General features: G+C 57.7%; 23 protein-coding genes. 15 read left to right on the top strand and 8 right to left on the bottom strand.

Features of this window, described 5'->3' with window-relative positions:
* The first annotated feature begins 28 nt into the window (after window positions 1-28).
* Complete coding sequence (locus FE702_RS10475) at window positions 29-1,468, top strand: helix-turn-helix transcriptional regulator (RefSeq protein WP_147126251.1); 1,440 nt, start codon at window positions 29-31, stop codon at window positions 1,466-1,468.
* A 154-nt stretch (window positions 1,469-1,622) separates the two neighbouring features.
* Window positions 1,623-2,015 carry a hypothetical protein gene (locus FE702_RS10470; RefSeq protein WP_147126250.1) on the top strand — a complete coding sequence of 131 codons (393 nt, stop codon included), beginning with the start codon at window positions 1,623-1,625 and terminating at the stop codon, window positions 2,013-2,015.
* A gap of 292 nt (window positions 2,016-2,307) precedes the next feature.
* Here the strand turns inward: FE702_RS10470 and FE702_RS10465 are convergent, their stop codons facing one another.
* Window positions 2,308-2,967: a cupin domain-containing protein gene (locus FE702_RS10465; RefSeq protein WP_147126249.1), complete on the bottom strand. Its 660-nt coding sequence runs from the start codon at window positions 2,965-2,967 to the stop codon at window positions 2,308-2,310.
* Window positions 2,968-3,045: 78 nt separating this feature from the next.
* Between FE702_RS10465 and FE702_RS10460 the strand changes: the two genes are divergently transcribed.
* Complete coding sequence (locus tag FE702_RS10460; RefSeq protein WP_147126248.1) at window positions 3,046-4,011, top strand: N-acetylmuramoyl-L-alanine amidase; 966 nt, start codon at window positions 3,046-3,048, stop codon at window positions 4,009-4,011.
* Between the two features lie 128 nt (window positions 4,012-4,139).
* Here FE702_RS10460 and FE702_RS10455 read toward each other — a convergent pair whose 3' ends face one another.
* The gene (locus FE702_RS10455; RefSeq protein ID WP_147126816.1) at window positions 4,140-5,243 is read right to left on the bottom strand and encodes a site-specific DNA-methyltransferase; all 1,104 of its coding nucleotides are present in this window, start codon (window positions 5,241-5,243) and stop codon (window positions 4,140-4,142) included.
* 93 nt (window positions 5,244-5,336) lie between these two features.
* Entirely contained in the window at window positions 5,337-5,972 is a 636-nt protein-coding gene (gene rnhB, locus FE702_RS10450; protein ID WP_147126247.1) for a ribonuclease HII, read from the bottom strand.
* 90 nt (window positions 5,973-6,062) lie between these two features.
* On the opposite strand from rnhB, the gene FE702_RS10445 reads away from it, so the two are divergent.
* On the top strand, window positions 6,063-6,476 hold the full coding sequence (locus tag FE702_RS10445; protein WP_147126246.1) for a hypothetical protein: 414 nt from the start codon (window positions 6,063-6,065) through the stop codon (window positions 6,474-6,476).
* Between the two features lie 135 nt (window positions 6,477-6,611).
* Window positions 6,612-7,028: a hypothetical protein gene (locus tag FE702_RS10440; protein WP_147126245.1), complete on the top strand. Its 417-nt coding sequence runs from the start codon at window positions 6,612-6,614 to the stop codon at window positions 7,026-7,028.
* A 109-nt stretch (window positions 7,029-7,137) separates the two neighbouring features.
* Here the strand turns inward: FE702_RS10440 and FE702_RS10435 are convergent, their stop codons facing one another.
* Window positions 7,138-7,641, bottom strand: a complete 504-nt coding sequence (locus FE702_RS10435) for a hypothetical protein (protein WP_147126244.1) — start codon at window positions 7,639-7,641, stop codon at window positions 7,138-7,140.
* Window positions 7,642-7,818: 177 nt separating this feature from the next.
* On the opposite strand from FE702_RS10435, the gene FE702_RS10430 reads away from it, so the two are divergent.
* Both FE702_RS10430 and FE702_RS10425 read left to right on the top strand, forming a co-directional pair.
* Entirely contained in the window at window positions 7,819-8,100 is a 282-nt protein-coding gene (locus FE702_RS10430) for a hypothetical protein (RefSeq protein ID WP_147126243.1), read from the top strand.
* Window positions 8,072-8,776, top strand: coding sequence for a winged helix-turn-helix domain-containing protein (locus FE702_RS10425; protein WP_147126242.1), 705 nt, complete (start codon window positions 8,072-8,074; stop codon window positions 8,774-8,776). Before FE702_RS10430 ends, FE702_RS10425 begins: the two co-directional genes overlap by 29 nt.
* Before the next feature lie 28 nt (window positions 8,777-8,804).
* Here the strand turns inward: FE702_RS10425 and FE702_RS10420 are convergent, their stop codons facing one another.
* Both FE702_RS10420 and FE702_RS10415 read right to left on the bottom strand, forming a co-directional pair.
* On the bottom strand, window positions 8,805-9,107 hold the full coding sequence (locus tag FE702_RS10420; RefSeq protein ID WP_147126241.1) for a hypothetical protein: 303 nt from the start codon (window positions 9,105-9,107) through the stop codon (window positions 8,805-8,807).
* 116 nt (window positions 9,108-9,223) lie between these two features.
* On the bottom strand, window positions 9,224-10,822 hold the full coding sequence (locus FE702_RS10415) for a GMC family oxidoreductase (protein ID WP_147126240.1): 1,599 nt from the start codon (window positions 10,820-10,822) through the stop codon (window positions 9,224-9,226).
* A gap of 103 nt (window positions 10,823-10,925) precedes the next feature.
* Here FE702_RS10415 and FE702_RS10410 point away from each other — a divergent pair, with 103 nt between their 5' ends.
* The 4 genes from FE702_RS10410 (at window position 10,926) to FE702_RS10395 (ending at window position 15,166) form a co-directional block, all read left to right on the top strand.
* Complete coding sequence (locus tag FE702_RS10410; RefSeq protein WP_147126239.1) at window positions 10,926-12,155, top strand: TRAP transporter substrate-binding protein; 1,230 nt, start codon at window positions 10,926-10,928, stop codon at window positions 12,153-12,155.
* 162 nt (window positions 12,156-12,317) lie between these two features.
* Window positions 12,318-12,989, top strand: a complete 672-nt coding sequence (locus FE702_RS10405; RefSeq protein WP_147126238.1) for a TRAP transporter small permease — start codon at window positions 12,318-12,320, stop codon at window positions 12,987-12,989.
* Complete coding sequence (locus FE702_RS10400) at window positions 12,986-14,347, top strand: TRAP transporter large permease (protein ID WP_147126237.1); 1,362 nt, start codon at window positions 12,986-12,988, stop codon at window positions 14,345-14,347. Before FE702_RS10405 ends, FE702_RS10400 begins: the two co-directional genes overlap by 4 nt.
* Window positions 14,348-14,377: 30 nt before the next feature.
* On the top strand, window positions 14,378-15,166 hold the full coding sequence (locus FE702_RS10395) for an IclR family transcriptional regulator (protein ID WP_147126236.1): 789 nt from the start codon (window positions 14,378-14,380) through the stop codon (window positions 15,164-15,166).
* On the opposite strand, the gene FE702_RS10390 is transcribed toward FE702_RS10395, so the two are convergent.
* Entirely contained in the window at window positions 15,163-17,847 is a 2,685-nt protein-coding gene (locus FE702_RS10390) for a calcium-binding protein (RefSeq protein ID WP_147126235.1), read from the bottom strand. The genes FE702_RS10395 and FE702_RS10390 overlap by 4 nt on opposite strands.
* A gap of 527 nt (window positions 17,848-18,374) precedes the next feature.
* Here FE702_RS10390 and FE702_RS10385 point away from each other — a divergent pair.
* Genes FE702_RS10385 through FE702_RS10375 form a run of 3 tightly spaced genes read left to right on the top strand, consistent with a single transcriptional unit; the run spans window position 18,375 to window position 23,141 of the window.
* On the top strand, window positions 18,375-20,258 hold the full coding sequence (locus FE702_RS10385; protein ID WP_147126234.1) for an acyltransferase family protein: 1,884 nt from the start codon (window positions 18,375-18,377) through the stop codon (window positions 20,256-20,258).
* The gene (locus FE702_RS10380; protein ID WP_147126233.1) at window positions 20,255-22,177 is read left to right on the top strand and encodes an acyltransferase family protein; all 1,923 of its coding nucleotides are present in this window, start codon (window positions 20,255-20,257) and stop codon (window positions 22,175-22,177) included. The genes FE702_RS10385 and FE702_RS10380 overlap by 4 nt, the downstream gene beginning before the upstream one ends.
* Window positions 22,178-22,196: 19 nt before the next feature.
* Window positions 22,197-23,141: a hypothetical protein gene (locus tag FE702_RS10375; RefSeq protein WP_147126232.1), complete on the top strand. Its 945-nt coding sequence runs from the start codon at window positions 22,197-22,199 to the stop codon at window positions 23,139-23,141.
* Window positions 23,142-23,279: 138 nt separating this feature from the next.
* Here FE702_RS10375 and FE702_RS10370 read toward each other — a convergent pair whose 3' ends face one another.
* Entirely contained in the window at window positions 23,280-24,374 is a 1,095-nt protein-coding gene (locus tag FE702_RS10370) for a tyrosine-type recombinase/integrase (RefSeq protein WP_147126231.1), read from the bottom strand.
* Window positions 24,375-24,741: 367 nt separating this feature from the next.
* On the opposite strand from FE702_RS10370, the gene FE702_RS10365 reads away from it, so the two are divergent.
* Entirely contained in the window at window positions 24,742-25,164 is a 423-nt protein-coding gene (locus FE702_RS10365) for a helix-turn-helix domain-containing protein (RefSeq protein ID WP_147126230.1), read from the top strand.
* Window position 25,165: the final 1 nt, after the last annotated feature.

The raw sequence follows: 25,165 nt of genomic DNA, 5'->3' as shown, positions 1-25,165 counted from the left end.
AGGCATTTGCGCAGGGCAGGGTCGGCTTATGAATGAGCACGACCGTCATCAGGCCCTGTCGTTTGTCACCAGCATCGGCGATGAACCACATGACGGGCTGGCCGATCTGTCCGCCAAGTTGGGCCAAGATGCGCCGCTTGCGGATTTCTGGTGGCGAGAACATCCGGTGTCGATCGTCGCTGATCCTGCCATATCGCACTGGCCGATCATCGCCTTGCAGGGCCACCGCGCGACGATCCCGTGCACTGATGGCTCTGCCTTCGCCATTTCGGTGACGGCGATTGAAGACTATTTGCGCGACAACTCTGCGTCCGAGCCTGACCAAAGACCCTTGTCGGCGTCGGAGTTCGCTTTGCTTCTCGATCTCTGCTCGGGACTGTCGCTGGACGAAAGCGCGTCGGGGTCCGGTGTCGCCGTCGCGACGCGGCGCAAACAGCTCAAATCCGTATTCCGCAAATTGGGAACAGGGGGGCAGGCGGAAACGATCAGCCTGATGGGGCGGCTCCTCAGCCGGTTTGCGGCTGATCTAGAGGGCGTGATGTCAGCGGGCGTCAGCGGCTGGGAGACCTACGCACGATTTCTGCCCACCGCCGCCCGGTTTGGCACGATCCTGCAAGGCGGTAACCCGGTGCGGTATCTGGATTTGGGCCCCGTCGACGGCCGACCGGTGATCATGCTGCACTCCATGCTCTTTCCACATCTGGATGCGTCTGACGTCGCGCTGTTCCATGAATTGGGTTGGCGCACATTGTGGCCGGTGAGGCCCGGCTGTCTGACCACGACGCGTCATGCGTCCCAAGGCTGGGACGCGCATTGCAAACAGGCTGTGGACGGCATCCGCGCGGTGCATGATCTGGCAGGAGGCACCGCAGCGCCGGTCATCGCTTTGGTGTCGTCTGCGGCCTACGCCGTGGCCTATGCCGAAGCGGAGCCTGACCGTGTCACGCGGCTCGACTTTCTCGCCACCTGCTTTTCAGCAGGTCGTCACCGGCTGTCGAACCTCTATCCGCTAGATGGCGTTTTGCGGCTCTTGCGGCAAAACGGCCCCCTTGCAGTGGCCGCGATCCAGCATCTGGCGTCAAGCCTGTCCAAACGAGATCAGTTTGAAGCATCGGCCCGCCGGATCTTTGGTGATTGCGCGATGGACCTTGCTGTGCTGGATCAGGATTTTGGAACGTCCGAGCGCGCGGATCGCTTTCGGTATGCGGTTCAGCATTCGGTCGACACCATGCGCATGGATTACATGTCGCAAATCCATTTTTCGTGGCGACGCGCGGCGGCGCTCTCGATGCCGCTTCAGTTTTGGCACGGGTCAGATGACGGCGTCCATAATCTGGCAGACCTTAAGGCCCTGTCTTTAACGGTTACACCGGAACCACCGCGCGTGTTTTCAGGCGTCGGCCATCACGCGCAAGGCGAACCACTGCATCGGATGTTGCGAGAAGTCGCCAAGACATACCCCAACTAGGGTACCGCCGCTCCCTTCTCACTTTTAGCTGCCCGCAGAGGCGGACCATGTTTGGACCTGCGCCCCACTCATTCACGGCGTAGCCCGCCCTTCCGCCGTCCCCGTCCTTGGCGGGTCGGACGCGGCAGGCGGTCAAAAAAAGAAAGGACCCAATATGAACAAGATCATTGCTCTCGCAACTGCAGCCGTAGCTTCCGTCACGCTGGCCGGGTGCATGGAGACAAGCTCCATGGCACCGGATGCATCCGCTCCGACCGCCAACATGATCCAAACCGAAGCCGAGTTCCGCACCGCCATTGTCGGCCGGACACTGACGTTTAATGGCAACAGCTTTTCCGTGAATGCCGACGGCACGCTGTCCGGCCCATGGGACGGATCGGGTATTACCGGCACGTGGAATTGGGACAACGGCGCGATGTGCCGCGAGGCGCGCATCGGAACCCGTCAACTCGATCCGGACTGCCAGACCTTTGCCGTTGATGGCAGCACCGCAACCGTTACCCGCGACAGAGGCGCAGGCCAAAGCTTCGATTATACGATCAGCTAAACCAACGCCTCGTCCGGGGGTAAGTGAGTGGTACCCCCGGACACATCACAAAGACCGCCGCTCAGCACAGCCCACAGAGGCTCAGCGCCTGTAGTGCATATCCGGCAATGATTGATGTGCCCAAGATGAGTGGCTTCATTGTCTGTGTCCCCCAAGATTTCTTGTCCGTCAGAAATGATACGGACCACGAAAAAGTTCCGTCGTATCTGCCGCGTTTTGGGGTGATCAAGCCAAGTGGATAGCGGTAGGGGGGCGAAACAAACCAGGTCTGCTTTGACACCCATTGGCAAAATCAATCAGCGCGCAGATGCCCGGTCTTGATGTAGAATAAGCAGTCCTCATCACTGAACAGGCTGTGTTCGCTCAGATGTGGGACACGAAGCCAGGTGCCCGCCGGATAGAAGCCGGCTTCGTCCTGTAACATGCCTTCGAGCACATAGATTTCCGCTCCACCGTGATGGCAGGTCTTCGGTGCATGCGTTCCCGCAGCAAGACGCACAAGCCTGACCGTCTCGGATATGTGGTCATGCAGGGACAGGATGCTCATCCCCTGAACCGGGCCGGGCGCGAATGATGCGACCGTCGTATCCACGGATTTCTGCTCGGTATCTGTGGCGTCGAACTGATGCAGTTTGACGAGAATGCGCGCCCCGTCCTTGGTGTGTGGTTTGTGCGAGGTGCCGATTGGATTGCGCACGTAATGACCAGCCGGGTAGTCGCCGCTTTCATCGGAAAAGACGCCCTCCAGCACCAAGTACTCTTCGCCCCCGTCGTGGGTATGCGCATCGAAGTAAGACCCCGGCGCGAATTCGACAATGGTGGTCGCGCGCGCAACCTCGTCACCGATCCGGTCCAGCATCATGCGTTTGACGCCACTGGCCGGACTGTCGCGCCATTCGTAATCGTCCGGACGAATGACCACGCGCTGGGTGAAGTCAGAGTTTAGGTGCATGGTTTTATTACCTTTATTGGCTCGGTTTTTTGTTTTTCAGATTCGGATCGATTTCTGTTATGCTCGCCGCGTTTATTAATGAACGAATTTATTCAAATCGATTCTCAATACATTGGAGGGTATATGCCATTTAATAACGGAAAATATGACAATGCTTCATCGGTCACTCTCGATCATTCGGGGAGCTCATTCACCCCGACCGGGATCGCGATGCATTACACCGTTACCGACACCTTGCAGGGTGCCATCAATGCTCTGAACGCTCGCGACCTGAGCTATACGTTTCTTATAGACAGGGATGGAAGCGTCATCCAGACGCGTGATCCAGATCGTCACGCGGCGCATGCGGGGCGCAGTCACTGGAAGCCAAGCGGCGGTTTAACCAATACCAGCAGCCTGAATCGTCACTCAGTGGCGATTTCTTTCGTGTCGCGCGGATTCTTCCGCGAACTGGACAATGGCTTTGCCTATGACACGGATGCTCACGGAAATATCCAAGGCGAACAATATCCGGCGAGCGAGGCGCAGCGCGCACCTTCGACCTATGATCCGGGTTGGCGCCCGATATGGCACAAATACACGCAAGAGCAGCTGGACGCCGCACATCGCCTGGTGGGGTCTCTTGTTCAGGAATTTCCGTCTATTCAGGACATTTACGGACATGACGACATATCGATTTCCGGTAAATCCGACACCGGCCCGCTGTTTCCAATGCAGGACTTCAGGGACGAGTTCGACTTGAATGGTGGTTTGGGGTTCCGCACCACAATTCAGTCGCCCGATGGTGTTGCGGAACTGCGCCGCGGACCGTCTTCGCGCCATTCATCCAAAGGCCAGCTTCACAATGGCGACACGGTGCATATTCGCGCATTCTCGTACACATACAAAGCAAGCTCGGCACTGTCGGTGGATCGTCCCCGACGTCGTTATCTGACCGGTTGGGCTTCGGTCGATGTGGATGGCAGCAACCGTCACGCCGGGTTCATATACGCCAGCCTCTTCACAGACACGCCGTTTGTGTCGGCGCTCAAGCAAAAGCTCTAAGTACCCATTCGCCTTTCACACAGAAAAATGGGCCCCGCTTCTTGGGAAGGCGGGGCCCTAAGTTGAGTGCCATGGCATCGGCCACAGGCACCGGCGGTAGCTCTGTTGTTCTGTTGGATCAGGCGGAGTTAGTTGGGGCGACCCCGCATCTCTGATCGAATTTGTTGACGCAGAAGGTCGATCGAGACCTCTTTGCCGTCGCGTTTGAAGTTCCAATAGGCCCAACCGTTGCAGGATGGCGCACCTTCAAGAGCTGCGCCGACCTGATGGATCGACCCCGACGTGTCGCCAGCGACCAGTGTGCCGTCGGCGCGGACCTTGGCGGTCTTGCCGCGCGGACCTGTCAGCACCTCACCGGGGCGCAGCATGCCACGTTCGATCAACTGGCCGAATGGCACACGCGGCTCGGCGCGTTTGCTTTTCGCTGTTTTTAGCGCGGATTTGTCATAGGCGCGGATGTTGCCTAGACGGCGCATTGCGATCTCGCGATATTCCTCTTCGCGCTCGATCCCGATGAAATGACGACCCAGCATCTTGGCCACGGCACCTGTGGTGCCTGTGCCAAAGAATGGATCGAGGATCACGTCGCCCTCGTTGGTCGTGCCGACGATAACGCGGTGCAGCAAACCTTCTGGCTTCTGCGTCGGGTGCGCTTTGTCGCCTTTGGCGTCTTTCAGACGTTCATGGCCCGTGCAGATCGGCATGACCCAGTCAGACCGCATCTGGACACCTTCGTTCAGGCTTTTGAGAGCCTCGTAATTGAAAGTGTATTTTGCACCTTCGCTGCGCGAGGCCCAGATCATCGTTTCATGCGCGTTGGTAAACCGTTTGCCACGGAAGTTCGGCATTGGGTTCGACTTGCGCCAGACAACATCGTTCAGGATCCAGAACCCGGCGTCCTGCAGTGCCGCGCCAACGCGGAAAATGTTGTGATATGACCCGATCACCCACAGCGCGCCGTCAGGCTTGAGGATACGCTTGGCTTCTTTCAGCCACGCACGGGTGAATTTGTCATAGGCGGCAAAGCTGGAGAACTGATCCCAGTGATCATCCACCGCATCCACACGGCTGTTATCCGGCCGGTGCAGGTCGCCCTTGAGCTGCAAGTTGTAAGGAGGGTCCGCGAAGATCATGTCGATCGACGCATCGGGCAATTTGCGCATCATCTCGATGCAATCGCCCGCAAGGATCCCGTCCAAAGGAAGCGCCTGTGCGCCTTTGGTTGTTGCCATCATCTGCCTCTGTCCCCCGTGCCTCATTTGGTGGGCACGTCTGTTGTGCCCAATCTGAGTCAGACACGATTCGCTGTCAAAAGCTTTATTGAATCAAGGGGTTATGATTTTCTCTTGCCACAACATATCGTGGACTGGCTTGAACGATCTCCTATGATGTGGGGTCACACCAAGATTTCGTAGAGCGGAAATGTGGCTTTTTGATGGATAACCTTGATTGGTTTCCCAGCCGTAGCCGGGGTGCTGTTGCGCCAAATCCCACATGACACGATCTCGCCGGATTTTGGCCACAATCGAAGCCGCCGCGATGGACAAACTGCGCGCGTCACCCTTGACGATGGGCTCTGCCGAAAGCTGCAGGCCGCGGGGAACGACGTTTCCGTCGATCAACACATGATCGGGCGGCTTCGGCAGGTCAGCAATCGCGCGGCACATCGCCAGATGCGAGGCCCGCAGGATGTTGATCTCGTCGATTTCGGCGACGGTCGCGATGCCGAAACCCACTTCGGCCATTTCCATTATCTGTTCATATGCCGCCTCGCGTCGTTTGGCTGACAGCTTCTTGCTGTCGTTCAGCCCTTCTGGAAGGTTGGCGGGATCAAGAATGACGGCAGCCGCAGTCACAGGCCCGGCCAAGGGGCCGCGCCCAGCCTCGTCCACACCGGCCACACGCCCACCCGCAGCAGCGCTTTCAAAGGACAGGTCTGGAACGGTCGTGGGGCGGGGCAATTCATCACCTCTTTGATCTCAGCATCCGACCACAGGTCCAATTGTGACTTGATCGTTAGGGGCGTCATCGCTAAGCGCGATTCAATAGCGATGCCAGCAAAACACGAAATACATCTCGACCAACAGCTTGTCATGGTCACGTTTTCGGGGCGGCTCACGCTCTCGGAAATTGTGCTCGACAATCTGGCTTATGACGCAAATCCCGACATGCGCGTCGGCCAAAGCGTCTTTATCGACACGTCAAAAGTCACCGAGTTCAAGATCAACTTCGCCAGCATCCTTGCACTGTTCAAGGCTTTCGTCACACCAATAGATAGCTGCGACACGACGGTGATGACCGCAATCTATGCGCCCTCTGATTTGATGTTCGGGAAAGCCACACAGTTTCAGCGACTGACGTCGGGCTCATCGGCCAACTGCGTTGGTGTCTTCCGAGACCGCTCGGCGGCGTGGTCGTTTCTGAATATTCATGATCCGGCCGCGCGCGTTTCGGTCGCGGATTAAGCTTAATTTTTGAGCAAAGTCTTGACGTGCGCAGCTTTGACGCGCCGTCGCGAGTATCTCGGCGCGCGCCTCGAGCTTGTCTGCGCCACACCCGTGAATTAGCCCTTTGTACGTTGAAACAGGTAGGCCAGAGTGATGCCGACGGAGCACCGAATATATCCGGATCAGAAGCTTGTCATTGTGACATGCTCCGGTCGGCTGACATTGAACGAGATCGTCGTCGATAACCTTGCCTACTTTGCCGACCCAGACATGCGCTTTGATCAGAACGTCTTCATTGACATGTCGCGGGTCACGGATTTTCCGATCACATTTCGGGGGCTGTTGAGCCTGTTCAAGGCCTTTGTCATGCCAGTAGATCAGTTCGAGGCCACGCGGATGACAGCCATCTACGCGCCCACTGACATTACATTTGCGCGCGGCAGCCAATTTCAGCGGATTTCGTCAGCTTCGTCGAAGATCTGCGTGGGCGTCTTCAGAGAGCCCAATGCTGCCTGGCAATTTGTCGGTTTGGCAGATCCTGCCAGCGCGCCCTTGTTCGGAGGCAGCTGATATAAAGAATTGGGGGACGGCAGCCCATGCTCTGCCATCCCCCGGTCTGATCAGCCAATACTGCTCCCGGCTGATCAAATTCTGCTCGATTGATTAATGAAGCGTCGGATCACCAAGTGTACCCGTTGCGGCGCAGGCAGCTGGGACCAAAGCCGACGCGGTAGCCGCGCGGTGTGCGGAACTCGCGGAAGCAGCGGCGTGGCAAGTTGTTGTAGCCACGGAAGTTCTCGCGCATGCATTTGCGGCCAAAGAAATACGCAGGCCCCTGTCCGCCGGATGTGCGGCGTATGCAGGCGGTAGGCAGTGCCTTGCGGTGGCCACGACCAGCGTGATGTCCGTTTCCGTGGCCGCGCTCGTCCCAACGTGGTGGGTTTGGTTTTGGCAGACGGACAGGCTCTCGTTTCTTGGAGGATTTCTGGGACGACTTCTTGTTGTTCTTGGATGCCTCGCTCAGCGCATAAAGAGCGATGGCGCCAAAGATCAGGCCACCGATTAATTCGTCTTGCGAGACATTGTTGTTGCGACCGTAGTTGTTGGCCTCGGCCATGGTTGGGGTCAGGCTTGTGACAGCGATCACGCCGGACAGGGCGAATGCGGCAAGCTTCTTGAACATGTGAACCTCATCTGTTCGGGGGCGGCATCAGACGCCCGTTGGGTGATGAGGTCAGGTTGGGCGGGGCCTTGAACGACAGGCAATATCGCCCCTTTGTTAGCTCATAACAGCCGCAGGAAACGCCGTCCCAGCACGGAGTTATTGCATAACCGTCAGCTTGGGAGCAGGGTTTGAGCCATGAAACAGATCACACCATTTCTGATCGCGATCCTGATGTCAGCGACCACCGCACAAGCGGAGTGCTATGCTGACTACAAGGCCAAACGCGACAATCCGCTGAATCTACACTACGGCGTCGCCCAAGTGTCGGGGGCCTGCACCAAGGCCAACGCCAAGGTTCAGGTCGAACCACGCATCGCCGTCGATGGCTGGGAGCTTTTGAACATCGTCTCTGTGTTCGACGAATCTGAGCTGGACGAAAGGAGCGACAGTGCAGGCGCCTACTTCCTCCGCTACTGAAGCCCGCCAGCAGGGCTCGCGTATTGTATTGATCGGGATCGTGGCCATTGTCGCGATCCTTTTGGTGACGGCAGTTGTGCTCTTTGCCACTCTACCTGACGCCAACGCGTTTAACGCGCAGGTGACGCGGTTGTTTGTCGAAAACGATGACCTGACATCAAATGCCGAGATCAAGCTCTTGGAGATCCTCGCGCAGTCGGGGACCGCTTTCTCGGACACTCTGGCGAGCTATCGCATCGTGATATTTGTGCTTTTGGTGTTTGCGACGGCCTTGCTTGTGGCAACGCTTGTCTTTCTGGTCGCGCTCATTGCCCTGAACCGCCGTATGGGCGAGATCGAACGCACAGGTATTCAGGTCAATTCCCTGCTGATCAGTCGCGATGAAAACGTCGTTTACCTGAACAACATGGAATTCAAGCTGACCCCGGCGGCCATAGAAACGCTGTCTGTTCTGGCAGAAGCCCGCATGGACGGCGACGTCCTGAGCGGTGCGGAACTCGAAGGTGTCATTTCAGGTCGCAGCGCCTCTGAATGCGAAGAGGCCGCAGGCGCCACCCGCATCAAGCGTTTGCGTGATTCGCTGGGCAATCAAATGGTGAGCGAATTGCTTGTCAAAAGCATCGCCCGCAAAGGCTATATGCTCGCCATCGAAAAAGATGTGATCGAAATGGTTTAGGGCGCGACCGCATCGCGCCCTATTCACCTTACCACTTTTTATAGGTGTTGCAGCCGTGGTGACCGTGGCAGGCCGGGGCCTGTTTGCGGATTACGACGTTTGGAATCGGTGGCTGACGTAGGCTGCGCACGGGTGTTCCCTGGCCCGTCAGCGCATAATGTGTGTTGGCCGATGTTTTTGGCGTGCTGTTCCGCTTGGATGTCACTGCGCCAAAGAACAACAGTTTGGCCACGACACCCGCCGTCACGGCATCTGCCTTGGCTTGCGTTGGCGCCGATACAGACCCACACACTAATACGGCGGCCAAAGCCGCGCTGATCAAAGTTTTCATATTTCCACCCCCAATCCGACTACCGGATTCGTTAACCCTATCACGAACCGTTAACTTCTCCCAAAAGCCAAGTGTTCCCGGGAGGTTAAGAATTTACGGCCTCTGGGGCGGGCGGCTCAGGCGTCTTCGAGGATCAGATCAGATGCCTTTTCGCCAATCATGATGGCGGGGGCATTGGTGTTGCCAGAGACGATTTCAGGCATGATCGAGCAGTCCGCCACGCGCAACCCGCCGATCCCGTGGACACGCAGGCGGGCATCGACAACAGATGATGGATCGCTTCCCATTTTGCAGGTGCCGGTCGGATGATAAATCGACGCGGTGTTGTTGCGCGCCCAGTCCAGCGTGGCGTCGTAATCGTCCATGTCGAGCGACGGGTTGGGGCGATACTCTTCTGATATCTTTGACGTCAGAGGCGCATGTCTGGCGATGCGCCGCGCGATATTCACGCCCGCGACGACCGTGTCGCAGTCTGTTTTCGTCGACAAGTAATTCGGGATGATGCGCGGATAGGTTCTGTGGTCAGGTCCGTTGAGCCGGATCTCGCCTTTGCTCTCGGGTCGCAGTTGGCAGACCGACATCGTAAAGGCGGAAAACCTGTCAGCCCCTTTGCCAGGGTTTTCGGCAGACAGCGGCTGAACGTGAAATTGGATATCAGGTGTTTCGACATCGTCGTGCGTCTTGAGAAAGCCCGTGGCAAGGCTTGCGGCCATTGTCATTGGCCCTGATCGAGACAGGATGTATTTCAATCCGATGCGCATCTTGCCCGTTAGGCTTGTGACCTCGTCGTTCAGGGTCGGCTCGTTGCATTTGTAGACAAGCCGCGCCTGAAGATGGTCCTGCATATTGCGCCCGACGCCGGGTGTGTCACGAAGGACAGAGATACCGTTGTCTTGCAAATGGGCCGCGTCGCCGATGCCGGACAACATCAGCAACTGGGGCGAGTTAATCGCACCACCGGAAAGCACGACTTCCTTCGTGGCCGTGATCGACCGCTGGGTGCCGGACGCGTCGGTATAGGTCACGCCGGTTGCCCGGTTGCCGTCAAATGTCACGCCGCTGACCAGAGCATGCGTGATGATTTGGAGGTTCGGGCGATGTTTGACCGGGTTCAGATACGCCACTGCGGCGCTACAGCGTCGTCCGTTGCGCGCCGTGAGTTGAAAGAACCCGACGCCCTCTTGGTCTGAGCCATTGTAGTCGGGGTTGAATGGGTAACCCGCTGCTTGCGCCGCTGCGACCCAAGCATCGGTGATCGGGCGCTGAATGCGCATATCCGAGACCGCCAAAGGCCCTTGATCGCCGTGAAATTCATCCGCGCCGCGTTCATTGTTCTCGGCCCGTTTGAACAGCGGCAGAACGTCGTCCCACCCCCAGCCGGTATTCCCCATTTGCCGCCAGCGGTCATAATCCTGCGGTTGCCCCCGCACGTAGAGCAGACCGTTCAGTGACGACGATCCGCCCAAGACTTTGCCGCGCGGCCATTCGATAGACCGGCCATTCAGTCCCGGATCAGGTTCGGTTTTATAGCACCAGTCCACACTCGGATTGTGGATCGTGCGAAAGTACCCGACCGGGATGTGAATCCACGGATTGCGGTCCGGAGGACCAGCCTCAAGCAGCACAACGCGCGTCTTGGAATCTGCGCTCAGGCGGTTGGCAATCACGCAACCCGCCGACCCGGCACCTACGATCACATAATCAGCTCGCTGCACAGTTTTTCCTCCGCTTGGAAAAAAATCCTATGCAGATCAGCGCACCTGATCTAGTCTTTTTTGAAACAATACATCTCAATAAATGCCAAAATGGGAGGAATTTATGGCTATTTTTGACCGGATTAAGGGGGTCTCGCGTCGAGATTTCTTTAGAATTGCAGGGACTTACGGTCTCAGCTCCACGCTTCTTGCTGCTGGGACTTTCGGCGGCGCAATGACGGCTGCGAACCTCGCGGCGGCAGCGGAATCAACTTACAACAAACGCTTCGCCAAAGAGCCGAAATACACGCTGAAGTTCGGCGCGGCTGGCTTTAACCAGCAGAACCTTTTGATCGAACGCGCTGGCTGTCTTGAGTTCGCGCGCGATTTGGAAAGCCGCACAGACGGTGAAATCCGCATCGAATTCATCGGCAACAACCAGATCTGCGGTCAGCTGTCCTGCGTTGAGAAGGCTCAGCAGGGCATCATCGACATCTATGCAGCGTCGACTCAGAACTCGGCCGGCGGTGCGCCATATCTGAACGTGCTGGACTATGCCTACATGTTCCGTTCGCGTGCGGACCAGTACTACTTCATGTACTCGCCAGAATCGCAGCGCATCCTGCGCGACCCATTTGAGGCGCGTCACGGTCTGAAGTTCCTGTTCACCCACGCAGAACTGCGCGGCATCCAGATGGGTCAGTCCTTTGCGGACAAGCCGACCGTCACACGTCTGGAAGACATCATGGGCACGAAGAACCGCGTGACCGGCACTCAGCTGGGCCGGATCGCGATGAACGCTCTGAACCTGAACCCGGTGCCTGTGGCCTGGGAAGAGACCCTCGACGGTCTGAAGCAGGGCCTGATCGACGGTGCCGAAACATGGGCATCGGCCGTGGCCTACGCCAACATGTCGCCAGTCGTTTCGCAGTCCGTCGACCTGCGCTTCTTCTGCGGTACAGAGCACACCGCAATGAACGCATCGACCTTCGACAGCCTCGGTGGCGAACTGCAGGACGCGGTCATGGAATCGTCGTACCTGTCACAGGTTCACGTGCAGGCGGCGAACGAAGCGGCACTGGTCAACACTGTTGGTTTTTCGACGCCACAGCTTCCAGGCACCATCTTTGCCGAGAACGACGTGCGCATCGCGAACCTGTCGGACGAAGAAATCCGCAAGGCCGAAGAGATGTGTTCGCCAGAATTCCAGCCGCAACTGTGGGAGCAGTGGCGCGAGCGGATCAACGGCTGGGCCGGTGGCATCGACACCTACCAGGACATCTACAACGAAGTGCGCAACAACCCGCACACGTTGGCAGAAAACGTCGAACCACGTCGCTGGTGGAAAGCCTAAGACCAAATCTGGTGGGGGCCGCATTCGGCCCTCACTACACACAGGCGGTGTGCTGGTCCGCGCTGTAGCCGCCGAACATAGCCATATCCCGCGCCTATAAAGATAACCGCCACGGAAAACCGGGCAGGGCGCAGGTCATATCAGGACAGGGAGGACGTCCGTATGGAGGCGATCACAGGAATGGGCGAGCTGATCTCGGCCCTTTTCGCAGGTGACTCGTTCATGTTGCAAAGCGCGATGCGCGGGAACCCCGGCCTTTGGCCGCTGGGACTGATCGTGACACTGCTTGGTGGAACAGCCGTCATGCTGGTCTATCGCAAAGTGCCCTTCATAGAACGCAACCTCGAACCCGCCGTCATGGTGATCAGCTATCTTGCGATTGGCGGGATCATCTTTGCGGGCGTGATCCAACGATTCTACCTGTCCGGCCAACCGCCATGGTCGACCACGCTGCCGCCATTCCTTTTCCTCGTCATGACGTGGGTGGGCTGCAGCTATAACGTCAAGCTTCGCACGCACCTGGCCTTTGCCGAATTCCGCAAAGCGCTGCCGCGTTTTGGTCAGTTGGTTTGCCTGATCGTGGATGCCGCGCTCTGGCTTGGGTTTGCATGGATCGTCGTCGTGACCTGCACGCAGGAAACCGTCCGCGCTGCGGCCAACTTTGCCATCATGCTTGGCACTGACAATGTGATGCAGTGGTGGTTCCTGATTTCTGTTCCGCTGGCCTTTATCCTTTTGGCCGCGCGGGTGATCGACAACCTCCCCAAGGACCTCGCTAAATTCCGCAACGGTGACGATATGATCGAAGCCGCCGTGATCGGAGGTGACGCATGAGCGATCCAACCATCATCACGCTGATCTCGGTCGGGGTCACAGTCCTCTTTATGTTCGGCGTACCCGTGTTCCTTGTCATCGCCTATTGGGTGATCGGCATGTCCTGGGTGCTGGACCTCCAACTTCTTAATATGGGCGCGGCCCTTCAGGATGTGTTCACCGACGGTTTTGCGCTTCTCGCCATGCCGCTCTTTATCCTGACCGGGGACCTCATCAACCGTTCTGGCATCGCGCGACGGCTGTCTGACTTTGCCTATGCCTGTCTCGGCTGGATCAGGGGCGGTCTTGCCATGGCGTCGCTTGGGGCTTGTGGTCTTTTCGCTGCGATCTCCGGATCAAACTCGGCCACGACGGCGACCATCGGCTCGATGCTGCATCCCGAAATGGTCAAAGGCGGCTATGACGAGCGTTTCTCTGCGGCCACAGCGGCAGCGGGCGGTACGGTCGGTATCATCATTCCGCCGTCGATTATCTTCATCGTCTACGGCTTCTTGATGAACCTGCCGATCTCGGATCTGTTCGTGGCAGGGATCGTGCCGGGTGCGTTGATGGTGCTCGGCATGATGCTGGCCTGTTTCATCATCTGCTGGCGCAACGGCTGGGGCTACCTGATCGCGTTGAACCCGCTGCGCGTGTTCAAGACGTCGCTCGGGGCTTGGCTCGGGTTCTTTGCCATCGGTCTCGTGCTCTGGGGCATCTACACCGGTAAATTCTCACCCACCGAAGCAGCCGGTGTGACTGTCGGTTTCGGCGTGATCGTCGGTCTGGCCAGTTGGGTCGTGAGCCGCATGTTCAAGATGGATCAGACCAAAGACTGGTCCGAGAAATCCGTACCTGCGATGATGGTGGTCGAAGGGTTCACCCTGCGCGAAATTCCCGGCATCACCATGCGTTCGGCGCAGATCACCGGCATCCTTGCACCGCTGATCGCCATTTCCGTTGTGATGCAGCAGATCCTGTCCTTGTTGGGCGCGCAGCAGGTCATCGGTGACTTCGTGACATCAATGGGCGGCTACTACGCTGTCCTGTTCACGGCGATGGCCATCGTGTTCTTCTCAGGCATGATCCTTGAATCGCTGCCAGTGACGATCATTCTCGCTCCGATCCTTGCGCCCATCGCGGCCTCGGTCGGTGTCGATCCGATCCACTTCTCGGTGATCTTCCTCGTCGGGGCGTCTATCGGGTTCATCACGCCACCTTATGGCTTGAACCTTTACGTCGCATCCGGCGTGACTGGCGTTCCGTACTTCCGGCTGTTGCGCTACACGGTGCCATACCTGTTTGCGTTGCTGAGCGTTTGGTTCCTCGTGGCTCTAACACCGCCGTTGGCTCTGTTCCTTGTCGAACTTGCTGGCTGACAAATAGGAGAAAGACCTTAAGAGGCTAAAATGCCAGACGGACACACCGACGACACCCAGGGGCAAATCCCCACGAATCTTCGCCTCCTGCTACTGCTCGAGCAGGTCGCGAAAGAGGGTGTCCCGGTTGCCCCCAGCGCCCTCTCTGCGGCGCTGGGCCTGCCGAAACCCACGGTTCATCGCTTGCTGACGACTGCTGAGGCCGAGGGGTTCCTGCAACGTGATGTCGATGGCCGGTCCTATGGACCCGGCCACCGCCTGCGCAGGCTTGCTGCGAATACGCTATCATCGCAGCGCGTCCGCACCGAACGCCTGATGATCATGAAGGCTTTGGCCGAGAAGGTGGGCGAAACCTGCAACCTCGCCGCGCCCGGCCGTTACGGAATGGTCTATCTCGAACGGGTGGAAACCCACTGGCCCTTGCGCATCGAAATGAAGGTCGGGATGCAGGTGCCATTCTACTGCACGGCCAGCGGCAAGATGTACTTGTCCTCGCTCCGCAAGGACAAGCTGCAGCGGTTCATCGGGGCGATGGACCTCGAACAGCAGACGCCCAACACGCGCGCCACCGCCGAAAGCCTGATGGCTGACCTCGAAGAGGTCCGCGCACGTGGCTATTCGCTGGACGATGAGGAATTCATGGAAGGTATGGGGGCTATTGCCGTCGCCGTGCGCGATAATGAGCGCCGTCTCGTGACGACGCTCTCGATCCATGCGCCGATCCAGCGGCTTGATATGGCCGGGCTTGAGGCCTGCTATGGTCCGCTCAGCGAAGCGCGCGATCAGTTGGAAGCTCTTGTCGAACCGGTCGCGGATTAGAACAAGAAGTCATCCAGCGTCAGCCCCAAGGCATCGACACCTTCAAGGGTGATCGAAAGGTCCAAATCCGCCAAAGCTGCACCAGCCGCCGGTTCATCCGATGTGATCGACAAAATTGCGTCATCGCCATCCTGACTCACCGAGATCGTTACATCCGTGCTGTCGCCCTTCTTGCGGGTTTGGCTGCTGTCGAGCAGAGCAAAACCGGCCTTTTCCGTGCTGGGCGCGATGAGGATGAAGGCATCGAAATCCCGTACCAATGGCGACAGGTCGATCAGGTCCTCACCTTGGATGAAGTCGGTGATGGTGTCGGCATCGGTGGCTGCAGTGAACACAAACGTATCCGCGCCCGCACCACCCGTGAGGATGTCTGCACCCGCGCCCCCAGAGAGAATGTCATTGTCGGCACCGCCATCAATCAAGTCCGCCTTGGTGCCGCCGGTCAATGTGTCGGCGCCGCCGCGCCCAAAGATCGTGTTCTCAAAACCGGTTGCCCCCGTGATCGTCTCGCCGTCGTCATCCCCTTCGAAGATGGTTTCATAGGTGACGCCTTGGTTCGCGCGATCCACAAAGATCGTGTATCCCGACAGGTCAAATTCCGTGAGATCTTCCATATGGATGGTCAGTTCTCCCGAGCCTTTGAAGGACACCCGGACAGAGTCAAAGGTCATCTGGTCGGCGTTGATGGTCACTTCCGCAAGAAAGAGTGACGGGCGAATATCCAATTGCTCGATATCGACAAAGGTCGCGCCCCGCAGATCGGTTTCCCCTGAACGCGAAATCCGGAACCGATCGCCATCCGCGCCACCGTCAAAGATACTGCCGTCAAAGCCGGCGTCGTTGATGACCTGAATGATGTCACTGCCAATGCCACCAAATACATCAACGGCGGCTTCCAGACGGATCACGTCACTGCCAGCCCCGCCATGGATTTCCTGTCCGAACGAGGTGATGTTGTCGTCGAAATCTGAGCCAATGATAATTTCAACGTCATTCAGTTGATCTCCTGCGGCATCCCCTCCGAAACCCTCCAGGCCTCCCGCGCCGAGAGACAGTCTGATCCCGGCGTCTGAATTGGCATAGGTGATGGTATCAACACCGTCACCGCCGTTGATGGTATCTGCGCCTGCGCCGCCGTCGATCGTGTCGTTGCCATCGCCTGCGTTGATGATGTCGTCGCCGTCGCCGGCCTCGATCACGTCATCCAGCCCATCTGCGCCATCAATTTCGTCGCCATCTGCGTCGACAAAACCAGCGTCGATGATGTCTGCCAGTTCACTTCCCTCAACAATGCCCGGTGTGTCATCGGTTTCGGGACGGACGACGGCAACACCCCGCTGGGCATTGGGCACTGGTTCCACGAGCTCGTTCGACAGAACGAAGTCGTCCAGTGTCAGCTCCGCAGCTGTGACCCCCGTCAGCGTCAGTGTGAAATCCAGTTCGACCGGGGCCGACCCAGCCACCGGCGCACGTTGAGTGATGGTCAGCTCTGTGTCATCCCCGACTTGAGTGACCGTGATAAAGAAGTGGCTGCTGCCGCCATGTCCACGCACGGCATTATGGTCGACGATTTCATCGCCGCCGCCTTTGCCCGCACCGCCAAGCACAAGCGTCACGAAATCAAACGAACGCACAAAGTCCGACAGATCGATCCGGTCGCCAGTGGCCGCATCAAAATCAGTGATGCGCGCCCCCTCTGTCGCAGGGCCGAATACGAACCGATCCGCACCAGCGCCGCCAGTCAGAACATCCGCCCCCCGACCGCCTTGCAGGATATCCCTGCCGGCACCGGCCTGGATCGTGTCCGCAACCTCAGACCCGATGAATTCCTCGTTCGCATCCGAGCCGCGCAAAATAGTGCTGGCCGTGTCGCTTCGAAAATCAATGGCAGAGAGATCAACCTTGTTTGCGCCGTTCAGATCAATGTCGAGCGTCCCTGATCCGCGCACCTGCTGAAAGTCGACAATCTGGTCGGCGTAGAACTCATATGTTCCGCTCTTCATGTCGAATCGTTCAATCCCGGTGAAAACGTCGTCACGAAAGTTCTGGCCAAGCTGCGTGCCAAAGAATTCCAATCGATCAAAGCCTTCGCCGCCGTCAAAGACAGCGTTGGTATGGGTGCGTCCTTCATCAAGAAAGAACCTGTCATCTCCGGCTTCGCCGTAGAACTCAACCGAGCCACCCCGCGCCCTGAGGTCGTCTTTGCCATCGCCTGCAAAGATAACCGAAGCGCGTTTCGAGATGCCGTCGAAGTCATCGTCGAAGGCTGTGCCAATGACACCTTCAATGCTTGTGTAGGTGTCGCCTGCGGCATCGCCCCGCAATCCTTGTCGGTTTCTGAGCGAGACGTTCACGCTTTCGGTCGATGCCGAAAAATCCAGAAAGTCGGTACCTGCGCCTCCGTTGATGTCATCCGCTCCTGCACGGCCGATGATCCTGTCGTCGCCTTCACCTGCGTCTATGGTGTCATCGCCCAAACCGGCATCAATCACGTCACCCAGCCCATCCGCGCCGTCGATCTCATCTCCGTCAGCATCAATTGTGCCGGGGCCAATCGTGTCAGCAAGGTCCGTTCCGTCGACGACGCCAGGCGTGGCAAGCCGCACCGGCCCAATTCTGGGGGCCTCTTCGGTCAGGCCGGACTGTGAATACGGGGTCTCAAATGGCGTCTTTTCAAACATCGTCGGGTCCTCATCGCATCATTGGTGCTGCAAACATCACGAGGAGGTCGCCGGCGCGCTGAGACCGGTTCAAAAATAGAATGAGGAAGAAATGTGGTGTGCCGATGCGGGGAGGCAGAGACGGCGCGCGGCCGCGTGGTGGGTATCCTGTGACCGCGAGTCCAACGACACGCCACAGTTGGAGGCATAGGCAACCGCAGAAGAACCGCGTTTGGATGCTGATTGACAGTGTAGGGTGCCCATGCCAATAGGCCCGCAACCAGACGATTTAGCCCTTTTTTTGATGCATATGGTGCCGTGAAGGTATTGATCCGTAATGAACGCCTTGAGGTTGATCTTGAGGGTACAGGGGCCGAATTAGGCCAGTGCGATCTCACCGCAGACTTCAGGCGCGGCGAACAGTGCAATGCACCCCAACGGATCAAAGACGCGACTTGCTTCACCGATCCATCAGGGGCTTCCTTGGCCCCTCACAATGCAGACTTGATCGCCCAGTCTGCCTCTGGCTCACCTGCAGAGGCTGACATATGAGCGCTCCTCGGCTTTACCGCCCAGAAATCGACGGCCTGCGCTGCATCGCAGTCTTGCCGGTGATCCTGTTCCACGCGGGCTTCTCGTTTTTTTCGGGGGGCTATGTCGGCGTCGACGTTTTCTTCGTGATCTCAGGCTATCTGATTACCTCGATCCTTATCAGAGACCTTGAACAGGGCCGCTTCAGCCTTTTGACGTTTTATGAGCGGCGGGCACGCCGGATCTTGCCGGCTCTTTTTGTCGTCGTCGCCGCCTGTGTGCCATTTGCATGGGCTTGGATGTTGCCGTTTCAACTGGTCGACTTCTCCCAGAGCGTCATTGCTGTCGCGCTTTTTGCCTCAAATTTCTTGTTCTGGCTGGAGAGCGATTATTTTGCTCCTGCTGCTGAAGAAAAGCCGCTCTTGCACACCTGGAGCCTGGCGGTCGAAGAGCAATATTACGTTGTTTTTCCAATCTTTTTGCTGCTCGTCTGGCGCTTTGGAAGACGGCCTGTTTTTTGGTTGGTCGTCCTGCTGTCATCGATCAGCTTTGCGTGGGCGCAATGGATCGGCCCGAAGGATGCTTCAGCAAACTTTTATCTTCCTATGTCGCGCGCTTGGGAACTGCTGGCGGGATCGCTCGCCGCGTTTATCTCTGCGCGGCATGGGGTGTGGTCAAACTCGGTCCTGTCCGCTTTGGGTTTGGTCGGGATTTTGGTGCCGATAGCGCTTTACGATAGCGCGACACCATTTCCGGGCGTGTATGCCGTTCCGCCAGTGCTGGGAACTGTGCTGATCATTTTATGTGCCGGTCCGGGAACGATAGCGTATCGACTGCTCACGCAGCGTCCCATGATCTGGATCGGTTTGATCAGCTACAGTGCGTATCTCTGGCACCAGCCACTCTTTGCTTTTGCAAGGCTACGCTCCGGGGGAGAACCCTCTGTCGAGTTAATGGTGGCGTTGTGCCTGTTCACCTTGGCACTGGCGTGGGCCAGTTGGCGATATGTCGAACAGCCGTTCCGCGGCTCTTCTCCGATATTGCCCCAGCGCAAGGCGCTGTTCGCACTCAGCGGGCTCGCGCTTGGTGTGATGATCGTTGCAGGTGTGCCGGGGATTTTGACCAAAGGGATGCCCCAACGTTTTGGCGATGATGTTCTGCAAAGGCAGGCAGACATATCAGCCCTCGCTTCGGAGCGCCGCGCGATGATTGGGTCCGGTGAGTGCCAATTCAATCAACGCGGGAAGTACAAGAACATCGAAGACTTTGTGGCCAACTGGGCCTGTTTCGCCGATGTAGATGCCGCTACGGGCTTTCCCAGCTTTGCAGTCTATGGTGACAGCCATGCTGCGGACCGTGCGCTGGCTTTGCGCTTGGCAGGAGCACCAGTCACGCGGTTGGGTGGGGCTGGCTGCCCGTTGTTGCCAGGCAGCCAAATGGCTTATTGCGATGCCCTGCTGAACACTTTTGTCGACAAGGCATTGGAGCAGCCGCACGACTTTGTCGTGCTTGTGAACCGCTTCCAGGGTGATGAGCTAACGACCAGGTACCTGCAAGACGTCGTCGATTTCTGGTCGAACCGGGGCGAGCAAATCCTTCTGTTGACGGCAATGCCAGAGTTTCCAAACTTTGCGACCGTCTATACGCGCGATGCAGAAATGGCCGCCAACATGCACCCCAAAGATACTTTGCTGGACCGCTTTGACAGCGCCATGGCTGGAGTTGCTCTGCCCGATAACGTGCAAATCTTGAACACGAATGCCGTGTTCTGCAGCCTGACGGGTGGCATCTGCTCTCCGATGCTGGACGGGCAACCATTGCTTGTTGACTATGGACATCTCAGTCCGTTCGGTGCCGCGCAATTTGGCGACGCGGCATTGCGGACGCTGGAGGCGCAATGAGCAAAACCGCATATCGCCCCGAGATTGACGGCCTGCGCAGTGTGGCCGTGGTGCCTGTGATCCTGTTTCACGCAGGCTATGAGTACTTTGGTGGAGGATATGTCGGCGTCGACGTGTTTTTCGTGATCTCCGGCTATCTCATCACCTGCATCCTGCTGCGCGACATTGCGGCGGATGACTTTTCGATCTGGCGCTTCTACGAGCGGCGCGCGCGGCGCATTCTGCCAGCCTTGCTTCTGGTGATGCTCGTGACGCTGCCCTTTGCATGGGCGTGGATGACAGCGCCGCTTTACGCAGATTTTTCGGCCAGTTTGCTGGCCGTGCTTGGCTTTGTCTCGAACATCCTGTTCTGGCAGCAAAGCAGCTATTTCGACGTTGCCGCCGAACTGAAGCCTATGCTCCATACATGGAGCCTTGCGATCGAAGAGCAGTATTATCTGTTCTTCCCGCCGCTTCTTTGGCTGATCATGCGTTTTATCGGCATCCGTGGCAGCGTGGCCTTTCTGGTGGCGCTGGCTGCCGCCAGCCTTGTCCTGACGGAAACCATGGTCCGCGAACGTCCCGTCGCAGTTTTCTACCTTCTGCCCTTTCGTGCATGGGAACTGCTGGCCGGGGCGCTTTGCGCATATGCCCACGTGCACGGCACTCGTCGGGAGGTGCCGATCTTAGCACTGCTGGGGCTGTTGCTGACCCTTGGGCCTATCTTTGTCTATGATGCCAATACGCCTTTCCCGTCGCTTTATGCGCTGGTTCCCGTTCTTGGCACAGTCCTTGTGATCCTGTTTGCCTCGCCTGCGGGTCTCGCAGGAAGGGTGCTCGCAAATCCATTGGCAATTGGGATCGGGCTGATCAGCTATTCGGCCTACCTTTGGCATCAACCGCTTTTTGCAATGGCGCGCATCCGCTTTGACCTGCATCCCGGTGACTTGATCTTTTTGCCGCTGTCGGTGTTGGCGCTGCTGTTGGCTTGGCTCAGCTGGCGCTTTGTGGAACAGCCATTTCGGAAAGGCATGTCGCTCCGGCCGTTCATTGCCATCACTGGCTCTGCGGCCGCAATGGTTGCTGCTTTTGGTGCCTTGGGGCTCTTGGAATATCAAAGAGGATATTCGCGGTTGGCGGCAATCGTCTACACGGATGCGTTGATCGATACCGAGGCAGAACGCGCCCTGACATGGAGCACGGTGCTTGAAAACCCGGAATTGGCTGATGACTTGGCAAGCTTTCCCGAGGATGGGTCTGTCAAACTACTGCTTGTGGGAGACTCCCATGCCAAGGATCTGTTCAACGCGCTTTACCTGACAGAAGGCGGAGCCTCTATTTCAGTGCGTCGTGTCACGATGGGAGGGGGCTGTACGGACCGGATCGGCGCCCGCTTTGAGCCGACCACAGCGCAGGACTGCTTTGACAATCTTGTCCGCCGCGCTGGTCCGCTATTGGAGCAGGCCGATGCCGTGCTGCTGACCAAAAGATGGGTGTTGGAGGATACTTTCCCAGCCTATCTGCCGGTCTTCATCTCGGGCCTGGAGGCGATGGGCAAGACCGTCGCCATTGGCGGAAATACGGTGGAATATGCCCCTGACGCACCAATGTTGTTGCGTCGTCTTGCCCGTCAGGATGCGTTGGACACAGTGGATGTTGCCGCGCGGCTGGCTCAGGCGCGGACCCCGAGAGTGGAACGGACCAATAAAGCATTGCAAAGCATCGCAGAGGCCGCATCCGTCCCCTATCTGGACAAGACGCCGCTGCTTTGCAGTGAAGATGGCCAATCCTGCCCCGCGCTGACAGCAGATGGCCATGCGATCTACTTCGATTATGGTCACCTTACTCTTGCCGGTGCGCGCAACATGGGCCTCGGCATCCGCGACCAAGACTGGTTGGCACCAGTTCTGACCCGACTTGGGCAGCAACCGTCACAATGATTCAGACGAAAGACATCTCATGCACATCGTAAATCGCGGCTCCACATACAATACCGTGCGCGGTACGATCGCTTTCCACTACAACGCACTGCATTTGCGTGGGATGGCACGCGTAAAGGCGACGTTGGGATCACAAGCGTCGCTGCAAAAGACCGTCGATGAATTTAACGCCAAACGGGTTGTGCTGACGGTGACCGCAGGGCGCACTGGAACGGATTCTCTGAACCACCTTTTCCGGCATTTGCCCGACACTCATGCCAGCCATGAGCCCAATCCGAACCACCGCTTTATCCTCGCCCGGGTTCAGCACGACCCGGTGCTCGCTGCGCGGTTTTTCTGGTATCTTCAAGCGCCGTCAATTGTGTCCCGAGCGGGATCGCACGTGGTCGAAAGCTCTCATCTGTTTTGCAAAGGGTTTTTTGAACCGTGCATCGCCGCAGGGTTTCGCCCGGCGCTTGTCATGTTGCAGCGGGATACACGGACCACGGCGCTCTCTCATCAACGAAAGCACGCCGTCCCGGGACGGACAGGCGCGGGGCATCGATATCTGATCGCACCCACTGATCGGCCATATCTGAAGGTTGATGCGCCCGAGAGCCTGACAGACTACCAGCTTTGCTATTGGTACTGCCTTGAAATTGAGCTTCGCCAAAAGCTTTATTCTGAGATTGCAAGTGAACTTGGGATGCCGATTTTTACGATGCAGACCAAGCAATTGAGCGATGTGGAAAAGCTGGTCGAGGCTTGCGTTGCACTTGGCCTCGCGGACGCCGGAAATGCCCGTCAGGCGCTTGAGAAAGCGGGCGTCGGGACGGCGCACAACGCCACCACCGCACAAAGCAAGTCGCGTGAACTCAATTTTGATCCCGCCGCCGAGGAAGACGCCCTGCACGCCCGCTTGCAGGAACCCGCTGGACTCGATGAGGTGCGCCGCCGGATCGAAGAAGCCAAGCGCCTGATTTGACCACTGATCCTGCTATTTCGCCGACTCTGGCTCATGAGGATTGGAAGTTGAGTTGAATAAGCTCATCGCAAACCTTTTGGCGACCCCGGCAGGATTCGAACCTGCAACCTGCCCCTTAGGAGGGAACCGTTCATAGCGCTATTCCTTCTGTGATTTCTTGTTGTTGGTTGTTTGTACGGTGTCCGCCTGTACGTGGTTTGTACGAAAACGAGCCCTGACATCGGCCTCATCCGTCTCTGCATGGGCATAGATGCGCATCGGCAAATTGGGGTCGGACCAGCGCCCAGCCTTGGCTGCGGTGACCGGATCAACGCCCTGTCTGACAACCAATTCAGTGAAGAACCCGTGCCGTCCTGCTGGGTGCGCTGAGAGGTATGGGATGCCTGCACTCTTGCAAATCGTCTTCCAGCGCGTGTTGTAACCTGTGGAGCTGCCATAGCCGAACACACGCGGCTTCATGAACTTGCCGGTTTTGCGGTTCTTGGGGCGCTTTGGTGGCAATGCTAGGAGCTCGTCCATCATCTGAGGCGAGACAGTGATCCAGCTTTCCGGGTGCCCTTTCTGCGCCTTCACCCTGACCTTGTTCTCGGCGGGCCGCAGATCGTCGGGCTCAATCGAGACAGCCTGATCGATCCGCGCCGCCGTTTCGAACATGAAGCGGACCAAAGCGGCGTTGTACGGGTCAGCCGCTTGACAGAAGGCCTCGATCCATTCCTTGTCGGCGGGCTTGCGTTCCACGCGGCTGATCTTCCCTCGCCGCTTGTCCTGGGCAATGCGCTCGAACTTGTCATACGGCTTGACCCGGATCAGAGGCGTGCCTTCCAGCTCATGCGCGTTGTTGATGACCGCACTCGCTGGTGTGACGATCTCGCGCCACCAGGTATCGGTCGAAGCCTTGGGTTTCAGCTTAGGGCCAAGGCCCTTCAGGAGCGCACCAGATATCGCTCCTAAGGGCATGTCACCGATTTCTTCGACAATCGGGATCAATTGCTTCGCTGTCTTGGGGGAGGCGTTGTAGAGCATGATCGCATCGGAGAACGTCTTGCTCGGCTCGTCGCCAACAACATAGCGGCGTATCTGGAGTTCAGTCTCCCGGTTTATCCAGTCCCGTGCGCCCGCTTCTGTAGATGCCTTAGTGCTTCGCCGGTATGGGCCTGCGATTGGCCTGCCGTTGTACTCGACCCAGCCCTTAGCCCAGTAGAAGCGACCCCTCTTGTAGATTTGGAGCGGCATGCCTGGCCTCCTTCAAAAATCTTGTCGATCTGCGCGGGTGTGATCAGCATGGTCCGCCCAAGGCGGTAGAACGCCCCTGTTTCGTTGGCCCGTTCGCGAAGCGTTCGTTCTGAAATGTCGATGCCCATATCTGCCATCAGCTCTACCCATTCGGATGGCTTTTTCCCAAGCCCGAGGATTTGCGAGCTGTCGGATTTGTCGGTCTCTGCCATTTCAATCATCCTTGTCCATATGAGTTGAATCGTGCGTACGCATGGAAGCGCTTGTTTGGTACCTTCTGACGTGCTCAGATGGACTCAAACGGAAATTTGCGTCATTTTGTGCGATGTTTATACAAAATTGCGCTTTCGTCAATTGGGAAGTCGGAATGGCGCAAGAAGATGTTGATATGTTCGCGGAAGTAGGTGCGCGCCTGGCCATCTCACGCAGCGAAATAGGCGTTTCGCAGGCCGCGATGGCAGAGGCAATCGGCGTCTCGCATCGGGCTTATCACAGCTATGAGAAGGGTAAGCGCGGCATCCCAATCGAAGCACTGATCAAGATGCACAGACGATATGAGGTCGACGTTGCTTGGTTGCTGCTTGGCACGCAGTCGATCCGTGCCGGTCACGATTTTGATGCACTGAAGAGGATCGAGACCTCGCTCGATCAGTACCTAGAAGGTGCTGGTATCAAGATTAGGAGCGAAAAACGTGGTGCCATCGTCGCGCGCTGGTACCAGTCGCAAGTCGAGGGGCGGGAAGTAACGGATGATGACGTTCACACTTGGATCGAACTCGTAAGGGAGTAAG

The sequence above is a fragment of the Shimia ponticola genome (genome assembly GCF_007995215.1).
GTDB classification, from domain to species: Bacteria; Pseudomonadota; Alphaproteobacteria; order Rhodobacterales; family Rhodobacteraceae; genus Shimia_B; species Shimia_B ponticola.
Note: the sequence above shows the minus strand (reverse complement) of the source record. Positions and strands in the feature narration are given on the sequence as shown.